Annotated in this window: 21 protein-coding genes; 10 read left to right on the top strand and 11 right to left on the bottom strand. The window is 63.4% G+C overall.

Annotated features, from left to right (window positions below; all coding sequences use genetic code 11):
• Positions 1–102 precede the first annotated feature (102 nt).
• The 7 genes from FJ434_RS09730 to FJ434_RS09700 all read left to right on the top strand — a co-directional run bounded on the left by FJ434_RS09730 (position 103) and on the right by FJ434_RS09700 (position 6,071).
• Positions 103–837 (top strand): GntR family transcriptional regulator, encoded by a 735-nt coding sequence (locus FJ434_RS09730; protein ID WP_140745921.1) that lies wholly within the window; start codon positions 103–105, stop codon positions 835–837.
• The gene (locus FJ434_RS09725; RefSeq protein WP_140745919.1) at positions 834–1,325 is read left to right on the top strand and encodes a DUF3830 family protein; all 492 of its coding nucleotides are present in this window, start codon (positions 834–836) and stop codon (positions 1,323–1,325) included. Before FJ434_RS09730 ends, FJ434_RS09725 begins: the two co-directional genes overlap by 4 nt.
• Positions 1,318–1,671, top strand: a complete 354-nt coding sequence (locus FJ434_RS09720) for a TIGR04076 family protein (RefSeq protein ID WP_140745917.1) — start codon at positions 1,318–1,320, stop codon at positions 1,669–1,671. Before FJ434_RS09725 ends, FJ434_RS09720 begins: the two co-directional genes overlap by 8 nt.
• Positions 1,668–2,723 (top strand): aldo/keto reductase, encoded by a 1,056-nt coding sequence (locus FJ434_RS09715; RefSeq protein WP_140745915.1) that lies wholly within the window; start codon positions 1,668–1,670, stop codon positions 2,721–2,723. Before FJ434_RS09720 ends, FJ434_RS09715 begins: the two co-directional genes overlap by 4 nt.
• Positions 2,720–3,151, top strand: a complete 432-nt coding sequence (locus FJ434_RS09710) for a hypothetical protein (protein ID WP_140505703.1) — start codon at positions 2,720–2,722, stop codon at positions 3,149–3,151. Before FJ434_RS09715 ends, FJ434_RS09710 begins: the two co-directional genes overlap by 4 nt.
• A gap of 47 nt (positions 3,152–3,198) precedes the next feature.
• Positions 3,199–4,458, top strand: a complete 1,260-nt coding sequence (locus FJ434_RS09705; protein ID WP_027145087.1) for an ABC transporter substrate-binding protein — start codon at positions 3,199–3,201, stop codon at positions 4,456–4,458.
• Between the two features lie 209 nt (positions 4,459–4,667).
• Positions 4,668–6,071 (top strand): FAD-binding oxidoreductase, encoded by a 1,404-nt coding sequence (locus FJ434_RS09700; RefSeq protein ID WP_140745913.1) that lies wholly within the window; start codon positions 4,668–4,670, stop codon positions 6,069–6,071.
• Between the two features lie 17 nt (positions 6,072–6,088).
• Here the strand turns inward: FJ434_RS09700 and FJ434_RS09695 are convergent, their stop codons facing one another.
• The 8 genes from FJ434_RS09695 to FJ434_RS09660 all read right to left on the bottom strand — a co-directional run bounded on the left by FJ434_RS09695 (position 6,089) and on the right by FJ434_RS09660 (position 14,360).
• Positions 6,089–6,889, bottom strand: a complete 801-nt coding sequence (locus tag FJ434_RS09695) for an ABC transporter permease (RefSeq protein WP_140745911.1) — start codon at positions 6,887–6,889, stop codon at positions 6,089–6,091.
• On the bottom strand, positions 6,886–7,719 hold the full coding sequence (locus FJ434_RS09690; protein WP_246676044.1) for an ABC transporter permease: 834 nt from the start codon (positions 7,717–7,719) through the stop codon (positions 6,886–6,888). The genes FJ434_RS09695 and FJ434_RS09690 overlap by 4 nt, the downstream gene beginning before the upstream one ends.
• Positions 7,720–7,754: 35 nt before the next feature.
• Positions 7,755–8,858, bottom strand: a complete 1,104-nt coding sequence (locus FJ434_RS09685; RefSeq protein ID WP_140505695.1) for an ABC transporter ATP-binding protein — start codon at positions 8,856–8,858, stop codon at positions 7,755–7,757.
• Between the two features lie 76 nt (positions 8,859–8,934).
• Positions 8,935–9,960 carry an ABC transporter substrate-binding protein gene (locus FJ434_RS09680; protein ID WP_140714801.1) on the bottom strand — a complete coding sequence of 342 codons (1,026 nt, stop codon included), beginning with the start codon at positions 9,958–9,960 and terminating at the stop codon, positions 8,935–8,937.
• Between the two features lie 53 nt (positions 9,961–10,013).
• Entirely contained in the window at positions 10,014–11,012 is a 999-nt protein-coding gene (gene araD1, locus FJ434_RS09675) for an AraD1 family protein (RefSeq protein ID WP_140714799.1), read from the bottom strand.
• A 32-nt stretch (positions 11,013–11,044) separates the two neighbouring features.
• Entirely contained in the window at positions 11,045–11,824 is a 780-nt protein-coding gene (locus FJ434_RS09670; protein ID WP_140505689.1) for an SDR family oxidoreductase, read from the bottom strand.
• An 11-nt stretch (positions 11,825–11,835) separates the two neighbouring features.
• Positions 11,836–13,563, bottom strand: a complete 1,728-nt coding sequence (locus FJ434_RS09665) for an IlvD/Edd family dehydratase (RefSeq protein WP_140505687.1) — start codon at positions 13,561–13,563, stop codon at positions 11,836–11,838.
• Complete coding sequence (locus FJ434_RS09660) at positions 13,560–14,360, bottom strand: FadR/GntR family transcriptional regulator (protein ID WP_245262246.1); 801 nt, start codon at positions 14,358–14,360, stop codon at positions 13,560–13,562. The genes FJ434_RS09665 and FJ434_RS09660 overlap by 4 nt, the downstream gene beginning before the upstream one ends.
• Before the next feature lie 52 nt (positions 14,361–14,412).
• On the opposite strand from FJ434_RS09660, the gene FJ434_RS09655 reads away from it, so the two are divergent.
• Both FJ434_RS09655 and pcaD read left to right on the top strand, forming a co-directional pair.
• Complete coding sequence (locus FJ434_RS09655; protein WP_140745907.1) at positions 14,413–15,342, top strand: aldose 1-epimerase; 930 nt, start codon at positions 14,413–14,415, stop codon at positions 15,340–15,342.
• Between the two features lie 254 nt (positions 15,343–15,596).
• Complete coding sequence (gene pcaD, locus FJ434_RS09645) at positions 15,597–16,409, top strand: 3-oxoadipate enol-lactonase (RefSeq protein WP_140745905.1); 813 nt, start codon at positions 15,597–15,599, stop codon at positions 16,407–16,409.
• An 86-nt stretch (positions 16,410–16,495) separates the two neighbouring features.
• On the opposite strand, the gene FJ434_RS09640 is transcribed toward pcaD, so the two are convergent.
• Genes FJ434_RS09640 through FJ434_RS09630 form a run of 3 tightly spaced genes read right to left on the bottom strand, consistent with a single transcriptional unit; the run spans position 16,496 to position 19,569 of the window.
• Positions 16,496–17,359 carry a carbohydrate ABC transporter permease gene (locus FJ434_RS09640; protein WP_140714793.1) on the bottom strand — a complete coding sequence of 288 codons (864 nt, stop codon included), beginning with the start codon at positions 17,357–17,359 and terminating at the stop codon, positions 16,496–16,498.
• On the bottom strand, positions 17,356–18,246 hold the full coding sequence (locus FJ434_RS09635) for a sugar ABC transporter permease (RefSeq protein ID WP_140745903.1): 891 nt from the start codon (positions 18,244–18,246) through the stop codon (positions 17,356–17,358). Before FJ434_RS09635 ends, FJ434_RS09640 begins: the two co-directional genes overlap by 4 nt.
• 30 nt (positions 18,247–18,276) lie before the next feature.
• Positions 18,277–19,569, bottom strand: a complete 1,293-nt coding sequence (locus FJ434_RS09630) for a sugar ABC transporter substrate-binding protein (protein ID WP_140745901.1) — start codon at positions 19,567–19,569, stop codon at positions 18,277–18,279.
• Between the two features lie 299 nt (positions 19,570–19,868).
• On the opposite strand from FJ434_RS09630, the gene FJ434_RS09625 reads away from it, so the two are divergent.
• Positions 19,869–21,140 (top strand): extracellular solute-binding protein, encoded by a 1,272-nt coding sequence (locus tag FJ434_RS09625; RefSeq protein ID WP_140745899.1) that lies wholly within the window; start codon positions 19,869–19,871, stop codon positions 21,138–21,140.
• Positions 21,141–21,160 lie beyond the last annotated feature (20 nt).

Below are 21,160 nucleotides of genomic sequence, written 5' to 3'. Positions count from 1 at the left end.
GTCGCCGTCTCCTGATTATGATTTGTGATCACACTTGCTTTGATCACGCTATTCGGCTTTAATTTCATCCGCAAGCCGAAAACCCGCCGAGAACGGAATTCCATGCAAAAGGCTGCCATCGAAAAAAACAACGAGGCGATTGCGGCCCAACTCGCGCCGGTCGGTCGCGAAACGGTGCAGGATCGCGTCTATTCCGAGCTGCGTCGGGCCTTGATCGGCGGTCTGTTCGAGCCGAGCCAGGTGCTGACGATCCGCGGTCTGGCCGATGCGCTGGTCACCTCGACCATGCCGGTGCGCGAGGCGCTTGGTCGGCTGATCACGGAAAAGGCGCTGGAGGCGCTGCCCAACCGTTCGGTGCGGGTACCGCCAATCACGCTGGAACGTCTCGACGATCTTTTGCGGGCCCGCATGCTGATCGAGGGCGAGGCGATCGCGCTGGCCGCCGCTCGCATGGGGCCGCGCCAGATCGCCACCATCGAAACCATTCTCGGCGAATGGGACGAGATGCGGGCGCTGAAACACAAGAAGGATGTCGACCGCGAAGTGACGCTCAACCAGAGCTTTCACTTCGAGATCTACCGCTCCTGCGGCTCGGCCGTGCTGATCCCGATGATCGAGAGCCTGTGGCTGCAATCAGGTCCTTGCATCCGCGTCGCCATCTACGCCTTCTCGGAAGCCGGCGAGGTCGACACCGCCCAGTATCACCGCCGCATCGTTGAGGCGCTGGCCACGCAGGACGCACGCGCGGCGCGCGAAGCGCTTGTCGCCGACATCAGCCGGCCCTTCACCTTCCTACGCAGCAAACTGCAATCCGCCGCCGCGAAAGGCCAGATATGACCTCCATCAGGATCAGCGAGCCGCGCTCGAAGCTTTCCGTCACGGCGCTGCTGTTGCCGGGGAAGGCGCCGGAAAATGCTGCCTTTCTCACGGCCTATCTCGCCACGCCACGTGTCGTCCCCGCCATTCACGCCATGTGGACGGGACCTGAGATTTCCTGCCCGGTTCCATCAGCCGATCTCGAGGGGCGGGCCTATGCCCAACCGCTGCCGGCCGAGAACGCGACGCTGACGCCGCAGCCGGGCGACATCGTGTTGTCCTACGTTCCGCCGCGCATGTGGGGCGGCAATCCCAATGCCATCTTCGACATCGGCCTGTTCTACGGGCAGGGCGCGCGTCTGCTGTTCCCGATCGGCTGGCTGGCCGGAAGCGTGGTGGCGCAGGTATGTTCTGGGGAGCGCGATCAGTTCGCCGCCGCCTGTGGGATAATCCGGCGCAACGGCGCCTGCGATATCACCTTCAGCCTGGTGGAGACCTCAAATGGCTGACGACAGTTTCGAGCTCTTCGATCTCCGCGTCGAGGCGGTTATCCCGCAGGGCAAGCCGATCTATTGCGGCGCCAAGGCCGGCGACTATTTCGAACTCAAGGGCGAGATGCTGTCGATGCCGGCGGGGCAGGGCTTCTCGATCTATTCGATCTCGGCGGTGCTGCCGCTGCTGGCGGCGAAGCAGCGCGCGACTCACCCGAATGACTGGATGACCTCGGACGCTGAGATCGCCTGTCCCGATCCCAACTGCGCCAGCCGGCTAAGGATCGTCAGGACCGGTAAGCGGCGGTTCAGCCATGCCGAAACCACGGCCGTGCCGCTGCCGGAGGAGAATGACCTGACATGACCGCCAAGGCCTTCGAGCTCAGCCCCGGCTATACCGTTTCGCGTGTCATACGAGGTGGCTGGCAACTGGCCGGCGGCCATGGCGCCATCGATCGTAGCCAAGCCGTGACCGACCTCATCGCCACCTTCGACGCCGGCATCTGGACCTATGACTGCGCCGATATCTACACCGGCGTCGAGGAGCTGATCGGCGCCGCGCGCCTGCGGCTGGCCAATGAGCGCGGCCTCGATGCAGCGGCCAAAATGAAGGTGCACACCAAACTGGTGCCCGATCTCGAACGGCTCGCTACGATCAGCCGTGACTACATCAGGGGCATCGTCGACCAGTCGCTTCGCAGGCTGAAGACCGAGCGGCTCGACCTCGTGCAGTTCCATTGGTGGGATTATGCGCAGCCGCGCTATGTCGAGGCGATGGGTTGGCTCAACGAGCTTCGGCTCGAGGGCAAGCTGCGCAATCTCGGTACCACCAATTTCGACACGCCCCGGCTTGCCGAAATCCTGGCAGCCGGCATACCGCTGGTTAGCCAGCAGCTGCAATATTCGGTGCTCGATCAGCGCCCGGCGCACAGCCTCGCCGCACTTGCACAGGAAAACGGCGTGAGCTTCCTCTGCTACGGTTCGGTGGCCGGCGGCTTTCTCAGCGACAGATGGCTCGATGTCGCCGAACCCGCCGTGCCGCTCGAAAACCGCTCGCTGGTCAAATACAAGCTGATCATCGACGATTTCGGCGGCTGGGACCTGTTCCAGCAACTGCTTCGCGCATTGAAGGCGGTCGGCGACCGCCATGCCGTCGACATTGCCACGATCGCCAGCGCCTGGGTGCTGGAGCAGCCGCAAGTGGCGGCGGTCATCGTCGGTGCCCGCAACCAGGCGCATGCGCTGGCCAACGCCAGAATCATGGATGTCGTACTCGACGCCGATGACCGTGCGCGGATTGCCGCCGCCATAGCGCGGGGCAACGGTCTTGAGGGAGACGTCTACACGCTGGAGCGCGACCGGCACGGCCGCCATGGCTCGATCATGCACTACAATCTCAACGCAGGCCGGATATGAAAACCACGAACGACAAGTTGTTTTCGCAGGCCAGCACCGAAGTCGTCGACCTGCATCGCTTTTTCGTCGACTGGTTCGTTGCCGAACGCGCTGACCAAGTGGATTTCGGCCGCTTCGAAGCCGTCATGGGCGAAGGCCTGACCATGATCGCACCAGGCGGCCAGATCCTCGACCGCGATGCCGTGATCGACCATGTGCGCTCCAGCCGCGCCACCTGCGACAACGGCTTCGCTATCTCGATCGAGGACATCCGGCCCGGCTGGCAGGCAGCCGGCACGATCGTCGTCCTCTATGTCGAGGCGCAGCTGCGCGCGGGCAAGCACAGCCGCCGCCAGTCGAGCGCGGTCTTCACCACCAGTTCATCGGCGCCCAACGGCGTCCAATGGCGGCATCTGCATGAAACCTGGCTGCAGGTGCCGGAACACTGAGACTTTCCAGACGTCAAATCAGTTCATGTAACTCAAGGGGAACAACAATGAGAAAGACGATACTCCAGCTCACTACCGCTCTTGCTCTCGTCACGATTGCCAGTGCCGCACAGGCCGCCGACTGCAAGATCACCGTCGGCCTCGTCATGGAACTGACCGGCCCGGCCGGCGAATACGGCCAGGCCGGCGCCAAGTCGGTCGAGATGGCCTTCCGCGACATCAACGAAGCCGGCGGCGTGCGCGGCTGCGATCTCGTTACCGACACGCGCGACAGCCAGAGCCAGGGCAACATCGCGGTCGATGCCGCCACCCAGCTGGTCCAGGTCAAGAAAGTGCCTGTTATCATCGGTGGCATCATCTCCTCGGTGTCGATCCCGATCCTGACTTCGGTGACCGCGCCGGCCAAGATCGTCCAGGTCTCGCCGGCCTCATCCTCGCCGACGCTGACGACACTCGGTCGCGACGGCAAGACCAACGGCATCTTCTTCCGCACCATCACCTCGGACGCGCTGCAGGGCGTGGCCGCTGCCAAATACGCCGTCGACAAGGGTTTTAAGAAGCTGGCCATCATCCACGTCAACAACGACTTCGGCGTCAACATGGTGGCCGAATTCTCGCGTGCCTACAAAGCGCTCGGCGGCACCATCGTCTCCGACACGCCCTATAACGAGAAGCAGTCGAGCTATGCCTCGGAAGTCACCGCGGCAATGGCCGGCGAGCCGGATGGGCTTTACCTGGTCAGCACGCCCGTCGACGGCGCCACCATTGCCCGCACCTGGATCTCGCAGGGCGGCGTGCAGAAATTCCTGCTCAATGACGGCATGAACAGCCCTGATTTCATCGAGTCGGTTGGCGCCGATTATCTGAAGGACGCCTATGGCACGTCCTCTGGCACCAGCCCGACCGCCTCGACGGAGTATTTCACCAAGAACTACAAGGCGTTTTCCGGCATCGAACCGACGAACCCGGCGGCCGACCGCTCCTACGATGCCGGTGCCATTGTCGGGCTCGCCATCGCGATTGCTGGCTCCGAGGACCCGGCCAAGATCAAGGATGCCATGTACAAGGCGGTCGACCCGGCTGGCACGCCGATCTATGCCGGCAAGGAAGAATTCGCCAAGGCGCTCGGCCTGATCAAGGATGGCAAGCCGATCCGCTATGAAGGCGTCATCGGTCCGGTCGCCTTCGACAAGTTTGGCGACATCACCGGTCCGTTCCGGCTGTGGAAAATTGCCGACGGCAAAGTGACCACCGACGGCGAAATGACCACCGACGACGTCAACGCGCTGCAGGCCAAGCTTCAGTAAACGCGGTCCTTCCGGCATCAATCTCGGCTCTCGCGATTGATGCCGGTATCGCCTAAGGCAGGCCGATATCGCTTGCACGGCATGCAATCACGAATAGGATCGGCGGGCTGCAATTTGGGAATGGCGAGCGTGTTGGATAAGGATATTCATCGGGCCACCCGGTTGTTGGATGCTGACGATGCGCCTTGTCGCGCAGGCGCCTGAGCCGGATGTCGCCTGAAACGCAACAGCTTCTCTCCGCGCTTGGCGACAGGCTGGGCGCGGGCGGCGTGCGCGCCGGCTCCGACGTCGACCAGCGGTACCGCGACGATCCCGACGGCAAGCTCGGCGCGCTTACCGAAGCCGTGCTGCGCCCGCTCGACACCGAGGGTGTCGCGGCAGCACTCGCCGCGTGCAACGCTCTTCGCCAGCCGGTCGTCATCCAGGGCGGCCGCACCGGGCTGGCCGGTGGCGCGCGCGTTCAACCGGGCGAGATCGTGCTGTCGCTGGAGCGCATGACCGGCCTTGCCGCGCCGGATCGTCAAGCCGCCACGATCGTTGTCGAAGCCGGCGCAACGTTGCAGGCCGTGCAGGAGGCTGCCGATGGCGCCGGTCTGATGTTCGGCGTCGATATCGGCGCGCGCGGCTCGGCCACGGTCGGCGGCAACATCGCCACCAATGCCGGTGGCATCCGCGTGCTGCGCTACGGCATGTACCGCGCACAGGTGCTGGGACTGGAGGCCGTGCTTGCCGACGCCAGCGTTCTGACGTCGCTCAAAGGCTTGCCCAAGGACAATTCCGGCTACGACCTCGGCCAGCTCTTCATCGGCGCGGAGGGGACGCTCGGCGTCGTCACCCGCGCCGCGCTCAAACTGCACCCGAAGCCCGCATCCGAAGTGAACGCCTTCTGCGCGCTGCCTTCGCTCGATGCGGCGATCGCGTTGCTTGCGCTGCTCCGGCAAAAGCTCGGCCCGTTGTTATCAGCCTATGAGGTCAACTTCGCGCCGCTCTATGACATCATGGTCGCCGGCATGACCATGCCGGCGCCGTTGCCTCCCGGCTCACCCGTCTATGTGCTGGCCGAAATCCAGGGCAGCGAACCCGAACGCGACGGCGAGCGCTTCGCCGAGGTGCTGATGCAGGCGGTCGAGGACGGCGTCGTCGACGATGTGGTCGTCTCGCAGTCACCGCGCGAGTTCCGCGCGCTCTGGGATGTGCGCGAGGATGCCAACCGCGTCCTGTTTTCGATGAAAGGCCTGATCGGCGTCGACATCAGCATCTCGCTGGCGCGCATGGCAACCTTCCTGCAGGAAGCCGATGCCGCCATCCATGCCGTCGATCCCGGCGCCGACATCTATGTCTTCGGCCATCTCGGCGACGGCAACCTGCACTATCAGGTCCTGACGATGGATCCGGCGTCGGCCTACGGTATCATCTATCGCGGCGTGGCGGCGGCCGGAGGCGGCGTGTCGGCCGAGCACGGCATAGGCCTCGACAAGAAGCAGTGGCTGCATCTGGTGCGCAGCGACGCCGAGATCGCCACGATGCGGCGGCTGAAGGCGGCGCTCGATCCGAACAACATTCTCAATCCAGGTCGCGTCTTCGATCTCAACCCAGCTGCATCTGCCGGATGATCATCCTGGCTTAAACCTCAGTTCCGTTCAGTCGCCATCTGCTTGGGAATGAGAAAACGGGCGGCGAGCACGCAGAGCAGGACGGTGAACATCAGGATCAGCGCCACCAGCGCGTTGATGTCGGGCGAGAAGCCAAGCCGCATCATCGCCCACAGCCTGACCGGCAGCGTGCTTTGCGTTCCGGTGACCAGGATGGTGATCATGGTTTCGTCGAACGACAGCGCGAAGGCCAGGATGGCGCCGCCGACCATGGCGCTCGACAGGTTCGGCAGGATGATGCGCCAGAAGGTCTGCCAGCCGCTGGCGCCGAGATCGTAGGATGCTTCGACGAGCGTGCGGCTCATCGACTGCAGCCGCATCAGCACGGTGCGATAGACGATCGCCAGCACGAAGACGGTGTGGCCGATGACGACGGTCAGCAGCGAGCGCTCGAGGCCGATCTCGCGGAAGAAGATCAGCAGCGCCAGGCCGCTGATGATCGGTGGCATCAGGAATGGCAGGAAGACGATGAACTGCAGAACCGAACGTCCCGAGCGGCGGCCATGATAGTAGAGCGCCAGCAGAGTTCCACTGACCACCGACAGCACGACGGTACAGACGCCGACGATCAACGTGGTGCGCAGGGCGGCCAGGATGTCATGGTTCCCCGCCAGCGCCACATAGGTCGCAAGGGTGGGTGACGACCAGTCGACATCGCCATGTGAAATGGTGAAGAACGACGACACGATCGGCACGAAGAGCGGGCTGTAGAGCAGCACCGTGACCAGCGCCGTGATCGCGGCCAGGAAGATGGTGGACGGCCGGGGTAGCGCGCTCATACCGACGTTCCCCGGCTGCGTCCGAACCGTTCGCCCATGAGAATGGCGGCGATCACCACGATCGCAAGCGCCACCGACAGCGCCGCGCCGAACGGCCAGTTATAGGCCGTGCCGAACTGGCTGTAGAGGATGCGGCCGAAGGTGAAGCCGCTGATCCCGCCGACCATCTGCGGCGTCAGGAAATCGCCGATCGCCAGCACGAAGACGAAGCTCGCCGCCGAGGCGACGCCGGGCAGGCTGAGCGGCAAGGTGATGCGCAGGAACGTCTGCAGGCCACTCGCGCCAAGGTCGTCCGAGGCACGCAGCAAGGTCTGCGGGATCCGCTCCAGCGACAGGAAGATCGGCAGGATGGCGAACGGGATCAAAAGCAGGCTCAGCGTCAAAAGGATGGCGTTCATGTTGAACACGAAAAGCGTCGACGGCTGATCCAGGATGCCGAGCGCCACCAGCGCCTTGTTGAGGAAGCCGTTGAGGCCGAGGATGCTGCGGATTGCGTAGATCTTGATGACGTAGCTCATCAGCAGTGGCACCAGCAGCAGCATCAGCAAGGCATAGCGCCACCGTCCCTTCAGCGTCGTCAGGAAATAGGCCGCGGGGTAGGCGAGCAGGATGCAGATCACCGCCACCGACACGCACAGCACGATGGTGTTCCAGAACACCGGCAGAAAGATAGGGTCGGTGACGAACCTGACATAGTTGCCGAGTGTCGGCGCGTAGACGATCGTGCCCTGGTCGACGCTGAAGAAACTGTAGACCAGGAAGATTGCCAGCGGCAGGAGGACGAAGATCACCGGCAGCGCGAAGGCCAGCACTGTGACCAACTGTGACAATCGCCGTTCCGCAGCGTGTGTCGAGCCGGCTCCGCTCATGCCAGCACCAGATGGCCTTCATGCGGCGCAAAGCAGAGCGAGACCGTCTCGCCTGACTTGAGCGCGCTGCCGTCGATCCGGCTCGGCATGCGCAACCGCAGGCGTTGCGCTGCATCGTCCGCCCCCGCCATGATCGTGGCAACTGTCGACGAGCCGGCAAAGGCCAGCTCGGCGATGCGGCCGGAAAAGCGGTTGTCGCCATCATTGGCATCCGCAAGACGCAAGGCTTCAGGACGGAACGCCGCGAAGGCGTTGGCGCCGTCGGGGGCGGCCTTCAGATGCGGCTGGTCGCCGATCGAGCAGACCAGGCGTCCAAGGGCCGTCTCGATCGGACGCTGGCCGCCCTGCACGGGACCGAGCCTTCCGGCCACCAGATTGTTCTCACCAAAGAAGCGCGCCACGAACTCGCAATTCGGCTTGTAGTAGAGCTCGTGCGGCGTGCCGAGCTGACGGATATGGCCGGCCTGCATGACGCAGATCCGATCGGCCATGCCGATCGCTTCCTCCTGGTCATGAGTGACGAACAGGAAGGTGGTCTTGATCTCGCGCTGGATGGATTTCAGGAATTCCTGCATCTGCCGGCGCAATTCGAGATCGAGTGCCGCGAGCGGCTCGTCGAGCAGGATCAGGCGCGGCTGGCAGATCAGCGCCCGGGCGAGCGCGACGCGCTGGCGCTGGCCGCCCGAAAGCTGCGCCGGGAAGCGCTCGGCAAAGCGGCCGAGCTGTACCAGCTCGAGGGCTTCTCCGACACGGCGCGCGATCTCCTTGCGCTTGAGATGGCGCACCGAAAGCCCATAGCCGACATTGCCGGAAACCGTCATGTGCGGGAACAGCGCATAGTCCTGGAACACGGTGTTGAACGGCCGCCGGTTGATCGGCATGCGGCTGATGTCCTGGCCGTCCAGCTGGATCTCGCCCGAGCTCAACGGCTCCAGCCCGCCGATCAGCCGCAGGACCGTGGTCTTGCCCGAGCCTGACGGTCCAAGAACGGTGAGGAACTCACCGTCCCGGATCGACAGGTCGATGTCGTGCAGCACGGGAACCGTGCCGTAGGATTTCGAGACGGACCGCAGCGTCAAGAGGTCGGTGTTCTGGCTCATGGATTATTCTCGCATACGCTTCGGCGGTCCGGAACGTCCGGACCGCCGGGTCCTTCGAGGTCAGGTGTGGAAGGGATCAGGGCGTCGCCTTGACCTCGTTCCACATGTCCGAACGCTTGAGCGGGTCCTCGACATTGTTGAGCCAGACCAGCTTGTCATTGCCGCCGGCGCTGCTCGTCTCGACCACGGTGTTGCCGAATCCGGTACGCTCGGAAAGCTCGCCGCCGATCTTCTTGCTCAGCATGAAGTCGATCCACTTCTCGGCCGCCGCATTGTCGCGGACGCCCTTGGAGATCACCCAATTGTCGAGCCAGGCAAGCGCCCCTTCGCTCGGATTGACGTAGGCGACATGAGCGCCGATCTTCTGCAGCGCCTTGACCTGCTGCTGGCCGTAATTGGCCCAGATCAGCGCAACGTCATTGTTCTGGTAGATCTGCTGGGCCTCGTCGGCGGTGGTGTAGAAGCTCAGCACATTGCGCTTGAGTTCGACCAGCTTGGCCTTGACCGCCGCCATCTGCTCCTCATTGAGGTTGAACGGATCCTTGTAGCCGAGCGTCAGCGCGGTGAACGAGAAATTGTGCTCACCATTGTCATAGGCGAGGATCTTGCCCTTGTAGGCCGGATCCCACAGGACCGACATCGAGGTCGGCGCCGGCTTGACCTTGTCGGTGTCGTAGATCAGCCCGATGGAATCGAAGCAGAACGGAATGCCGTAGACCTTGCCGTCCTTGGTGTCGCCGCTGACCTGGGACAGATCGCGGAAGCGCGGCAGCACGTCCTTCTGGTTCGCCAGCTTGGTGATGTCGATCGGCGATACCAGATCGGCCTTGATGTAGCGCTGCAGCTGGGCGGTGTTGACGGCGAAGACATCGAAGTCCTGCCCTTCGCTACCTTTGATCTTGGCCCAGATCTCGTCATCGCTGCCGATGAAGACGACATCGACGCCGATGCCGGTGGCGGCGGTGAAGTCCTTCACCCAGTCCGGGTCGGCATAGCCGTCCCAGGCCAGCACGCGCAGGTTCGCGGCGAGCGCCGCCGATGTCATCAGGCCGATGCCGAGCCCGATGGTCGCTAGTCTCAGAAACGCTTTCTTCAGTCCCATTTTTAATCTCCCATTGTCGTTCTGGTGGACCGTAATTTCCGGGGCTGTCGCCGTCACAACCGGGTGACGGCGACCAGTCCCTCGTCCGGCACCGACACCATCCGGTTGCGCAGCGGCTTGCCGAATGCCTGTGCCTGGATTTCATATTCGTCGCCGGAAGCCGTCTTGATACCGGAGGCGTAGCTCATCACCGCGGCACCGAAGAAGTAGGCGTGCAGGTCGCCAGCCCTGCGGTGCATCGGGTAGCGGAAATGGAAATGTTCGAGATTGGCGATCGAGTGCGACATGTGCGCTTCACCCGACAGGAACTCCTGTTCCCAGATAACAGTGCCGTCGCGCAGAATGCGGGAATGGCCGCGCACTTCTTCGGGCAGGTCGCCGATCAAAAGTTCCGGGCCGATCGAGCAGGAGCGGAGTTTTGAGTGGGCGAGATAGAGGTAGTTCTCGGCCTCCGTCACATGGTCGGAATATTCATTACCCAGCGCATAGCCGATGCGGTAGGGGCGGCCGTCCGGCCCATTGAGGTAGAGCCCGACGATCTCGGCCTCTTCTGCGCCAGCTTTCGCGAATGCGGGCATCGGCAGATCGGCGCCGGGCGGCACGACACAGGTGCCGACACCCTTGAAGAACCATTCGGGCTGGATTCCGATCTTGCCGGCACCGGGCTTGCCGCCCTCCAGGCCCATGCGGAAGATCTTCAGCGAGTCCGATTCCTCGGCGTCCTCGCCGTGGGTCAGCACGTGCATCTTGTCGCGCGCGGCGGCACTTCCGGTGTGGGTCAGGCCGGTGCCGGTGACCAGGAACCGCGCCGGTTCCGGGTGGTCGACGGGAGCGAGCACGCAACCTTCGCGCAGCAGTTCGCCATAGTCGACCGTGGCCGCACCTGTCCGCTTCTCGATCAGCGACGCGATGGACGCGCCCTCGGCGATCGCCGCTTCGGCGAGTTCCAGCACGGTGCTGGTCTTGTCGAGTGGATGCAGGCGATTGCCGTCATCGGAGACGCGGCCGACCCGCCTGCCGCCATCGATCGTTGTGTACTGAACCAGACGCATGAAATACCCTTCTTCCCTTGAGACTGTACCGGTCACACCCAGCCCGCATCGACGATGAACTGCTGGCTCGTGCACATGCGGCTGTCGTCGGCGGCAAGGAACAGTGCCATGCGCGCGATATCGGAAGGCTGCAGCCGGTCGGGCAGGCACTGCCGCTCCGCGATCTGGCGTTCGCCGGCCGGGTTCAGCCACAGCCGCATCTGGCGCTCTGTCATGACCCAGCCAGGCACCATGCAATTGACGCGGATGCGCTCGGGGCCGAGTTCGCGGGCAAGCGCCCGCGTCATACCATAGACAGCGGCCTTCGCGGTGACATAGGCCGGACAATCGGGATCGCCGACCATCCAGGTGATGGAGCCGAAATTGATGATCGAGCCGCCGCCATGCGCGCTCATCTGCGGACGCACCGCCTGGGCCGCGAAGAACTGATGGCGCAGATTGACCGCCATGCGGTCATCCCAATATGCCACAGTCACATCCTTGGTCTGATGGCGGTCGTCATTACCGGCATTGTTGCACAGCGCCTGGATCGGGCCGTTGTGCCGCGCCGCCTGCGCGGTGGCGGCCTGCAGATCTTCGACATTGCGCAGGTCGCAGGGAATGAACAGTGGGGCGGGATGTCCTTCGGTTGCGATCGCATCGACCAGACGTCGTGAAGGCTCCTGCGCCAGGTCGACGAAGGCGACGCGGCTGCCTTGGGCGCAGAAATGGCGCACCAGGCTCTCGCCGATGCCACTGCCGCCCCCGGTTATGAACACGCTGCGGCCCTTGAGGCTGGGGTAAGTCGCGTAGCTGCCGATCTGATCCGTCATCACGCGCCTCTCTAATGGGAATGCCGGGGGATGCCGGCGTCGCGCCGACCGACGAGAAAGTCGAAATCGCAACCCTTGTCGGCCTGCAGCACGCGCTCGACATAGAGGCTCTGGTAGCCACCCTGCGGCGGGGCCGGGGGCTTCCAGTCGCGGCGGCGGATCGCCAGTTCCTCATCCGAGACCAGCAGCTCCAACCGGCGGCCGGCAACATCGAGCTCGATGAGATCGCCGTCGCGCACCAGCGCCAGCGTGCCGCCTGCCGCCGCCTCGGGCGCCACATGCAGCACCACCGTGCCGTAAGCCGTGCCGCTCATGCGCGCGTCCGAAATGCGCACCATGTCGGAGACGCCTTCCCTGAGCAGCTTGGCCGGCAGCGGCATGTTGCCGACCTCGGCCATCCCGGGATAACCGCGCGGTCCGCAATTCTTAAGCACCATCACCGAAGACGCATCGATATCCAGCTCCGGATCGTCGATGCGGGCGTAGTAATGCTCGATGTTCTCGAAGACGACGGCCTTGCCGCGATGCTGCATCAGCTCAGGCGTTGCCGCCGACGGCTTGATGACCGCCCCATTGGGCGCCAGATTGCCGCGCAGGATCGAGATGCCTCCCTCCTTGGTCAGCGGCTCGCTCAGCGGCCGGATGACTTCACGGTTGTAGTTTGGCGCGCCATCGATCAGTTCACCGATGGTCTTGGCGCTGACGGTCATGGCGTCGCGATGAAGAAGCCCCACTTCATCAAGCGACGCCATGACCGCCGCTAGCCCCCCGGCATAGTAGAAATCTTCCATCAGGAACCGGCCCGACGGCATCAGGTCGACGATGGTCGGAACGTCGCGGCCAAGGCGGTCCCAGTCATCGAGGCCGAGATCGACACCGACCCGGTTGGCGATGGCGATCAGATGCAGCACCGCATTGGTCGAGCCGCCGATCGCGCCGTTGACGCGAATGGCGTTTTCGAAGGCCTCCCTGGTCAAGATCTGCGAAATCGTCACGTCCCGGTGGACTAGGTCGACGATCTGCCGTCCGGCCAGTTGGGCGAGCACGCCACGGCGCGAATCAACCGCCGGGATCGCCGCATTGTCCGGCATGCCGATGCCGAGCGCCTCCACCATGCTGGCCATCGTCGAGGCTGTGCCCATCGTCATGCAACTGCCCGCCGACCGGCTCTGGCCCTGCTCGGCCGCGAGGAAGTCGGAGATCGGCATGCGGCCGGCCTTGACCTCCTCGGCGAATTTCCAGACATGCGTCCCCGAGCCGATATCCTGTCCGCGGAACTTGCCGTTGAGCATTGGCCCACCAGAGACGGCGATGGTCGGCAGATTGCACGAGGCAGCCCCCATCAGCAGCGCCGGCGTGGTCTTGTCGCAGCCGACCAGCAGGATGACGCCGTCAATCGGATTGCCACGGATGGATTCCTCGACATCCATGCTGGCCAGGTTGCGGAACAGCATGGCCGTGGGGCGCATGTTGCTTTCGCCCAGCGACATCACGGGGAACTCCAGCGGCAGGCCGCCGGCTTCATAGACACCACGCTTGACGTGATCGGCCAGCGCCCGCAGGTGGGCATTGCACGGGGTCAGTTCCGACCAGGTGTTGCAGATGCCGATCACCGGGCGGCCGTCGAAAGCATCTGCCGGGATGCCCTGGTTCTTCATCCAGCTGCGATGCATGAAGGCGTTCTTGCCTTGACCGCCGAACCAGGCTTCGGACCGCAGTTTGCGCTTGGTCTCGGTCACGATTGCAGGCCCCGATCGTTGCGGCGTTTGTTGCGGTTCTCGACGCTGCGGCGCACGTCATCCTCGGCATTGTCGATGAGCACCAGCAGCGCCTTTTGCGCGCCCGCGGCGTCGCCGGCGGCGATCTTCTCGGCCACTTCCCGGTGCAGCGGCAAGGAGTGGCGCTGGCCCTCAGGATTGTCGTTGGAGAGGCGAAAGCTCATTACCAATGCGGTCTCGACCAGCGCCGCCAGCGAGCCGATCAGCTCGTTGCCGGTCATGCGCAGAATGGTCTGGTGGAACAGAAGGTCAGGCTTGGCGAAGCGGTCGCCGTCGTCGCTGACTGCTTCCATTTCGGTGAGCGCGGCATGGATCTCGGCGACCTGCACCGGTGTGGCGCGCTGGGCGGCAAGGGCCGCCGACATCGGCTCGATGGCGCGGCGTAATTCGAACAATGCCCGGACATCGTCGGCGCTGACACCGCCAGCATAGCGCCATGACAGGACGTCGGGATCGAGGAAATTCCAGTCCGCGCGCGGACGCACCCGTGTGCCGGTCTTCGGCCGCGATTCCACCAGCCCCTTGCCGGCCAGCACCTTGATCGCCTCGCGCAGCACCGTGCGGCTGACCCCTAGCATCTCGCTGGAATCATCGGCATTCGGCAGGGCTTCGCCGGGCAGGAAATCGCCTTGCACGATGCGCAAGCCGATCTGCTCGACCACCGTCGCGTGCAGCGCGGTGGAACCGCTGGAAACCGCCACGGCAACCCGTGACGTGCGCGCAGTGCTGAATGATTTTCTATTCTTCATACTATTCATATGATATGTCTTATAGCCATGGCGGTTGGAGTCAAGGGATTGGGGAGTGCCGATGACAAAGAAATCCGCAGCCGTTGCCACGCAACGCACGGAGCTGGTCTCGATCACTGACGGCATCGCGACGGTCGAAATTGCTCCGGCAGCCGGCGGAGCACTGGCGTCGTATCGGTGGTGGCAAAATGGTTCAGCCGTGGATTGGCTACGCCCGGCCGATCCAGCGGCGATCAGCCGTCGCGATGCCGGCGCCATGGCTTGCTTTCCGCTTGTGCCCTATTCCAATCGGATCAGGGGTGGCCGCTTCGAATTCGCGGGGCGCCCCATTCGACTCCCAACGGGTCCGGACGATCCACATCATGAGCACGGCCATGGCTGGCGTCACCCGTGGACGGTCGTGAGCCATGAAGCGAGCATGGTCGTCCTGCGCTATCGCCACGCCGCCGATTCCTGGCCATGGAGCTATGAAGCCGAGCAGAAGATCTCTCTGGCAGGCGGCAGGCTTTGCATGACCATTGCGGTGCGCAACCTGTCGGACGCGCCGATGCCGGTCGGCTTCGGCCTCCATCCCTGCTTTCCGGCGACACCGTGGACGCATGTCCAGGCCCGGGTATCAGGCATGTGGGAAACCGATACGGAGGTCCTGCCCATCCGGCATGTCCCGCCGCCTGCAGGCGCCGATCCATCCATCGGCTTTGACGTATCGGAAGTGGACTTCGACACGGTCTTCACCGGGTGGGCGCGCCACGCCCGGATTTCTTGGCCCGAACGTGGACGGCAGCTGGATATCGAGGCGGAGGCGCCGCTCGATTTCCTCGTCCTCTACACCCCGCCCGGCGAGCCGTTCTTTTGCGCCGAGCCGGTCAGCAACATCACCGACGCCTTCAACCGGATGGACCACGAGGATGTCAGCACCGGCTGCATCGTGCTGGCGCCCGGCCAAAGGCGATCCGCCAGCGTTCGCTTCACGCCGTCATTGGTGGTTTGATCTTCCTTGTCAGCCGCAAGACGACGCCGGAGCCCTTGATGCCGCCAAATGGCATCTGTGCTTCATCTCCGACCGCCGCTCGCGACCTCGCCGGCTGAAATGATCACACCGCATGGCTCTGCCGCATGAAGGCGCGGCCGAATGATTCCGAGACCGTCTCGATCTCGGTGGCCGGCGCGGTCATGCCGTTGGTGCAAAATATCATTTTGCCGAACCAAATGCCTTGTGCAATGTGGAAATGGAGGATCGAAATCGTGCCATTCGTCACCCTTGGCGGCGTCACGCTGCATCACCGGTATGTCGAGGCGAACGGCAGGACGCCACCGCTGGTCTTCATCAATTCGCTCGGCACCGACTTCCGCATCTGGGACGAGGTCGTTGCGCTTCTGGCCGGCGAGATGCCTCTGCTCGTCTATGACAAGCGAGGTCACGGGCTTTCCGACAATGGCACCGGCGTACGCTCGATTGACGACCATTCCGACGATCTGAGCGCCCTCATCGACCATTTCGGTTTCAACGAGGTTGTCCTGGTCGGCCTGTCGGTTGGCGGCATGGTCGCGCAACGCCTCTACGCCCGCCGGCCCGAAATCGTCCACGCCCTGGTCCTCAGCGATACGGCCCACAAGATCGGCACTGCCGAGAGCTGGAACAGCCGCATTGCGACCATCGAGCGCGACGGCATCGAGGCGATCGCCGATGGCGTGATGAAAGTGTGGTTCACGCCGGATTTCCATGCCGCGCGCACCGCCGATCTTGCCGGCTGCCGCAACATGCTGATCAGACAGGCACTGCCCGGCTATATCGGAACCTGCATGGCGGTCCGCGATGCCGACTTCACCGACGCGGCACGCCGCATCACCGTGCCGACGCTCTGCATCGTCGGCGACCAGGATGGCTCCACACCTCCCGATCTCGTCCGTTCGCTGGCCGCTCTGATCCCCGGCGCGCGTTTCGAGATCATCCGCGACGCCGGACATATTCCTTGCGTCGAACAACCTGAAGCGCTGGTCGCGCTGATCCGCGATTTCATCGCATCGCTTGCCCCTGGAGCACAAACCCATGGATGAAAGCCCGGCAACGCAGCCAGATATCGTGCCGACCTTGCTGTGCGCCGTGCTAAAACCGGTATCCACTTTTTGGGATCATGCTTTAGCTATCCCTTGATGGCCGAGCCGACGATGGAATCGACGAAGAAGCGCTGCAGGAAGACGAACAGGATGAGCGGCGGCAGTACGGCCAGCGTCGCGCCGGCCATCACCAGCCCGGTGTTGACAGCGCCCCGGTTGTAGCTCAACAGCCGGCTGAGGCTGATGACGATCGGATAGGCATCGGCATTGCCCTGCAGCACGGTCAGCGGCCACAGATAGCTGTTCCAGTGATAGACGAAGGCGAAGAGGGCCAGTGCGGCGATCGCCGGAGCGACGCTGGGCGCGACGATCTTGTAGAGGATCAGCAGCTCCGAGGCGCCGTCCATGCGCGCGGCGTCGATCAGATCGTCGGGCACGCCTGCAATGAACTGGCGCATCAGGAAGATGCCGAAGGCATTAGCGAGGTTGGGCACGATGATGCCGGCGAGGCTGGCATTGAGGCCGATCGAGCCGACGAGCCGGTAGAGCGGGATCAGTGTCACGATCGGCGGCAGGAACATTGTGGCGATCAGCACCGAAAACAAAAGCGAGCGGGCAGGGAAGTGGTATTTGGCGAAGGCGTAACCGGCCATCATGGAGGTGATGAGGATACCGGCCGTGGTGATCGATGCGATGACCAGGGAATTCCACATCGAGCGGCCGACATTGACCACGCCGGAGACCTTTTCATAGGCATCGAGGCTCGGCGTATGCGGGATCCAGACCGGCGGCACCTGCATGCTCTCGGCCGGGGTTTTCAGGCTGGACAGCACCATCCACACCAGCGGGAAGGCGGATGCAACGGCGACGAGCAGCATCAGCGTGGCCAGCAGCGCCTTGCGGCCGGAGGGGCGTCTACGCGCAAACCAGCTCGACGATCCCGCGCTCATTCCTGGTCCTTCCGGTTGGCGAGTGCGAAGAGTGCGCAGACGACGACGATTAGTGACAGCATCAGCATGACAGCCATGGCTGAACCCAGCCCTCCCTGCGCGCGTTCGATACCTACGCGGCGGATGTGATAGGTCAAGACATTGGTCGAGCCGACTGACCCGCCTTGTGTGATCAGCGCCACGGGCTCGAACACCTGCACAGCGTTGATGATGGCGATGACGGCGCTGAACAAAAGCGTGCGCCGCATCAGCGGCAAGGTGATGAAGCGGAACTGCTCGAAGCGATTGGCGCCGTCGAGCTTCGCCGCCTCGTAGAGGCTGCCGGGTATCTGCGTCAGGCCGGCGATCGCCAGCACGGTGAAATAACCGACCTGCTGCCAGACGTTGAGGAAGACGATCGAGATCAGCGCCGAGCGCGGCGACGACAAGAAGGGTTGCGGTCCGACGCCGACCAGGCCAAGCATCTGGTTGAGCGGCCCCTCGCTCGGCGAATAGAGCTTCGACCAGACCAGCGCCACCGCGATCATCGGCACCATATAGGTGGAGAACAGCACCGTCCTCAGCTCCGTGCCGCCAGCGACATCGTGCTGGTAAACCATCAGGCCGAAGGCTACCGAGAGCGGCAGGATCAGGATGACGGATAGTGCGGTATAAATAGCGGTGTTGGTCAACGCGCCCTTGAAGTCGCGTCCGACCGAGGTCGGCCCAAAGATCTCGCGGAAATTGTCGAGGCCGATGAAGCTCGCACTGGAAAACGGCGTTTGCGTCGACCAGTCCTGGAAGGACAGCCAGACGGTGAGCAGCATCGGCAGCAGGATGAATATGCCGATCAGCGTCACGGCGGGCGTAAGCATGATGCCCGCCGAGGCACGGTACCTCTGGATCATTACGTTCTGATCATTACTTGGCTCTGATGACTACTTGGCGGCGCGTTCCAGGATCGAAGTGGCGTCGGCCTGCGCCGTCGCCTGCGCATCCTTGGCCGAGACCTGGCCATACTGCAACGCCTCGATCGTCTGCTGTAGGGATTCCGAGAATTCCTGTCCGCCCGGCACCACCGGGAAGGGTTTTGCATCGGCGAGCACGCTGACATAGCCGGACAGGAATTCCGAGCCGAGCTTGTCCTTGTGCGCTTCGATGTCGGAGGTGCGCGACGGCAGGATGCCCATCGACATCAAGATATCGGACATCGCCGAAGCGCCGCTCTTGCCGGATTTCGGATTGTTGAGCCAGGCGAGGAATTCCCATGCCGCCTTCTGCTCGGCCTGGCCCGCATTGGCATTGACCACAGTCATCCAGGAATAGGAAATCGAATGTGGCTTGTCGCCGCTCGGGCCGACCGGGATAGGTGCCGTGGCGATGTCGGTGAACTTGTCGCCCATGCCGGTCTTCAGCGCGCTCTCCCACCAGTTGGCCATGATGATCATGCCGGTCTTGCCGGAGACGAAATTGTCGAGGAATGGCCCGGTGGTGTTGGCGTCGGCCGTCGCCATCGCCGGCACGCTGGCGCCGGACTTGACGAGGTCTTCATAAAGCTGGAACGTCTCGGCGGCCTGCTTGCTGTCCAGCACTGGCTTGCCGTCCTTGACCAGCTCGCCGCCATTGGAAACCAGCAGCGAGGCGAAGGGATGGACGACGCCGGCCGCCCATGAATTAATCATGCCGAACCCCTGCTGGCCGGCATCCTTGTTGGTCAGCTTTTTCGCCGCATCCTTGAACTCGTCCCAGGTCTTTGGTGGAGCGGCGATACCCGCCTGCTTGAACAGCGCCTTGTTGTAGTTCAGCGCATAGACATCGATTTCGTTGGGAATTCCGTAGAGCTTGCCGCCGACCGAAGCGGCACTGACGACGCCCGCCGGCCAGGCGCCCTTGACTTCGCTCGCCACCGCCTCAGGGGCAGGCGCGACCAGCTTGTCGCGGGCGAGTTCCGGCAGCCAGAGATCGTAGATACCGCCGATCGTCGGGCCGTCCGCGCTACCGCCTTGGGAGCGAAGCGTGGTCAGGAGATCTCCAAACGGAACGGCGCGCACGGTGACGCTGACATCCGGATTGGTCTTGGCATAGCCCTTGGCCGCCGCCTCCAGCAACGCCACCGTCTCGGGCGACCAGTGCGTCAGGTAGGAGATGTTGACCGATTGCGCCCAGCCGGTGGTCGGCAGGATGGCAAGGCCCGCGGCCAGTGCCAGTTTCGACGTCCAGGCAAACCACATCCTCATCCTCCATTTGAGCATAGCGATCACGATGACGTTATGACAACATGAAGCAGGGGCGCAAGGCCCTGTTTGCGAAAAAGCTGCTTGCAGGATCGACGCGGATCTTCCTGTGCTCCTGGAGCATTAATTTTACAGATTAAAACAGCGAGTTAAGCGGATTTGTTGGATCGGGAATTCGACGATTCTGCCCTGAAGGAAAATGGCACCTCTTGCGAACAACGCTATGTCGTTATAATGACTTGCGGCATTAAAGCGCCGCGAGACGCCAAGGACAGGGAAAAACGGGAGAACTGGCAATGAGCATGCTTTCAATTCATCGGCGCGCCGCGCTTGGGCTGATCGGCGGCCTTGCCGCCGCTTGCGCGGGTACCTTCATCACCCTGCCGGCGTGGGCCGACAGCACGGTGACGCTGTGGAGTTGGCGCACCGAGGACGAGGCCGCGATGCGTCGCATCTTCGATGCCTTCGAGGCCAAGAACCCGGGCATCAAGGTCGACATTCAGTTCACGCCGGACGCCGATTACCAGAACCGGCTGAGCACCGCGCTGCGCGGTGGTCGCGGGCCCGATATCGCCCAGCTAAAAGCCTATGGCGAGTTGCAGCCCTTCGTCGATGCCGGTTATCTCGACGCGCTCGACGACAGCGTGCCGGAATTGAAGAACATGCCGGATGCCGCCCTTGGCGGCGCGCGCGGCCGCACCGACGGCAAGCTCTACGGCGTGCCTTATTCGGTGCCGATGATGGGCGTGTTCTACAATCAGGATATCTTTGCCGCGCAAGGCATCGAGATCCCCAAGACCTACAAGGATTTCGTCGCCGCCTGCGGCAAGCTGAAGGCGGCCGGCATTACCCCGATCGCAACCGGCGGCGCCAATGGCTCCGCTTGGGAGCTGGAGATCGGCGTCGGCGTCATTGGCCCGACCGTCTACGGCCCTGATTTCTACGACGAGATGATGACCGGCAAGGCGACCTTCGACGATCCGCGCTATGTCGCGGCGCTGAAGCGCTTCGCCGAGCTGAAGCCCTATTTCCCGGACGGCTTCGCCGGCATCGACTACACCACGGCCACGCAGCAGTTCATCGGCGGCAAGGCGGCGATGTTCCTCGGTGGGTCCTTTGAGAACGGCAGCTTTAAGGCGCAGAACCCGAAGCTGAAATTCTCGATCTTCCCGTTCCCAGCCGACGATGCCGGGGCAAAGCTCTACACGTCGGCCTTCTCGGACGGTTCCTATGGTCTCGTCTCCGAGAGTCAAAACAAGGAGGCCGCGACCAAGGTGCTGGGCTTCATGGCTTCGGCCGAATTCGCGCAGATGTTCGCCGATGAGCTCGGTTGGCCGCCGGCCCGCACCGACGTCACCGTGAAGGATCCGGTGCTGGCGCAGATGATGAAAATGTCGAAGAACTCGACGCCGTATCTGACGCTGGTCGGCTTCCGCTGGCAGTCGCCGACGGCGTCCTCTGTGTTGCAGTCGGAGATCATCGACATGGTCGAGGGCAACATCGCGCCGGAGAAGCTGGCCGCCGATATGCAGGCCGCCGTCGCCACCTGGTTCAAGCCGAAGCAGTGAGGAGCCAGGCCGGTCGCATC

Source organism: Mesorhizobium sp. B2-5-13 (assembly GCF_006440535.1).
GTDB classification, from domain to species: Bacteria; Pseudomonadota; Alphaproteobacteria; order Rhizobiales; family Rhizobiaceae; genus Mesorhizobium; species Mesorhizobium salmacidum.
This window is presented reverse-complemented; position numbering and strand designations above follow the sequence as displayed.

Excerpts from the sequence above, each read along its gene's own strand:
- FJ434_RS09730 (WP_140745921.1), top strand. The coding sequence starts at position 103 with ATGCAAAAGGCTGCCATCGAAAAAAACAACGAGGCGATTGCGGCCCAA.
- FJ434_RS09725 (WP_140745919.1), top strand. The coding sequence starts at position 834 with ATGACCTCCATCAGGATCAGCGAGCCGCGCTCGAAGCTTTCCGTCACG.
- FJ434_RS09720 (WP_140745917.1), top strand. The coding sequence starts at position 1,318 with ATGGCTGACGACAGTTTCGAGCTCTTCGATCTCCGCGTCGAGGCGGTT.
- FJ434_RS09715 (WP_140745915.1), top strand. The coding sequence starts at position 1,668 with ATGACCGCCAAGGCCTTCGAGCTCAGCCCCGGCTATACCGTTTCGCGT.
- FJ434_RS09710 (WP_140505703.1), top strand. The coding sequence starts at position 2,720 with ATGAAAACCACGAACGACAAGTTGTTTTCGCAGGCCAGCACCGAAGTC.
- FJ434_RS09705 (WP_027145087.1), top strand. The coding sequence starts at position 3,199 with ATGAGAAAGACGATACTCCAGCTCACTACCGCTCTTGCTCTCGTCACG.
- FJ434_RS09700 (WP_140745913.1), top strand. The coding sequence starts at position 4,668 with ATGTCGCCTGAAACGCAACAGCTTCTCTCCGCGCTTGGCGACAGGCTG.
- FJ434_RS09695 (WP_140745911.1), bottom strand. The coding sequence starts at position 6,889 with ATGAGCGCGCTACCCCGGCCGTCCACCATCTTCCTGGCCGCGATCACG.
- FJ434_RS09685 (WP_140505695.1), bottom strand. The coding sequence starts at position 8,858 with ATGAGCCAGAACACCGACCTCTTGACGCTGCGGTCCGTCTCGAAATCC.
- FJ434_RS09680 (WP_140714801.1), bottom strand. The coding sequence starts at position 9,960 with ATGGGACTGAAGAAAGCGTTTCTGAGACTAGCGACCATCGGGCTCGGC.
- araD1 (WP_140714799.1), bottom strand. The coding sequence starts at position 11,012 with ATGCGTCTGGTTCAGTACACAACGATCGATGGCGGCAGGCGGGTCGGC.
- FJ434_RS09670 (WP_140505689.1), bottom strand. The coding sequence starts at position 11,824 with ATGACGGATCAGATCGGCAGCTACGCGACTTACCCCAGCCTCAAGGGC.
- FJ434_RS09660 (WP_245262246.1), bottom strand. The coding sequence starts at position 14,360 with ATGAATAGTATGAAGAATAGAAAATCATTCAGCACTGCGCGCACGTCA.
- FJ434_RS09655 (WP_140745907.1), top strand. The coding sequence starts at position 14,413 with ATGACAAAGAAATCCGCAGCCGTTGCCACGCAACGCACGGAGCTGGTC.
- FJ434_RS09640 (WP_140714793.1), bottom strand. The coding sequence starts at position 17,359 with ATGAGCGCGGGATCGTCGAGCTGGTTTGCGCGTAGACGCCCCTCCGGC.
- FJ434_RS09635 (WP_140745903.1), bottom strand. The coding sequence starts at position 18,246 with ATGATCCAGAGGTACCGTGCCTCGGCGGGCATCATGCTTACGCCCGCC.
- FJ434_RS09630 (WP_140745901.1), bottom strand. The coding sequence starts at position 19,569 with ATGTGGTTTGCCTGGACGTCGAAACTGGCACTGGCCGCGGGCCTTGCC.
- FJ434_RS09625 (WP_140745899.1), top strand. The coding sequence starts at position 19,869 with ATGAGCATGCTTTCAATTCATCGGCGCGCCGCGCTTGGGCTGATCGGC.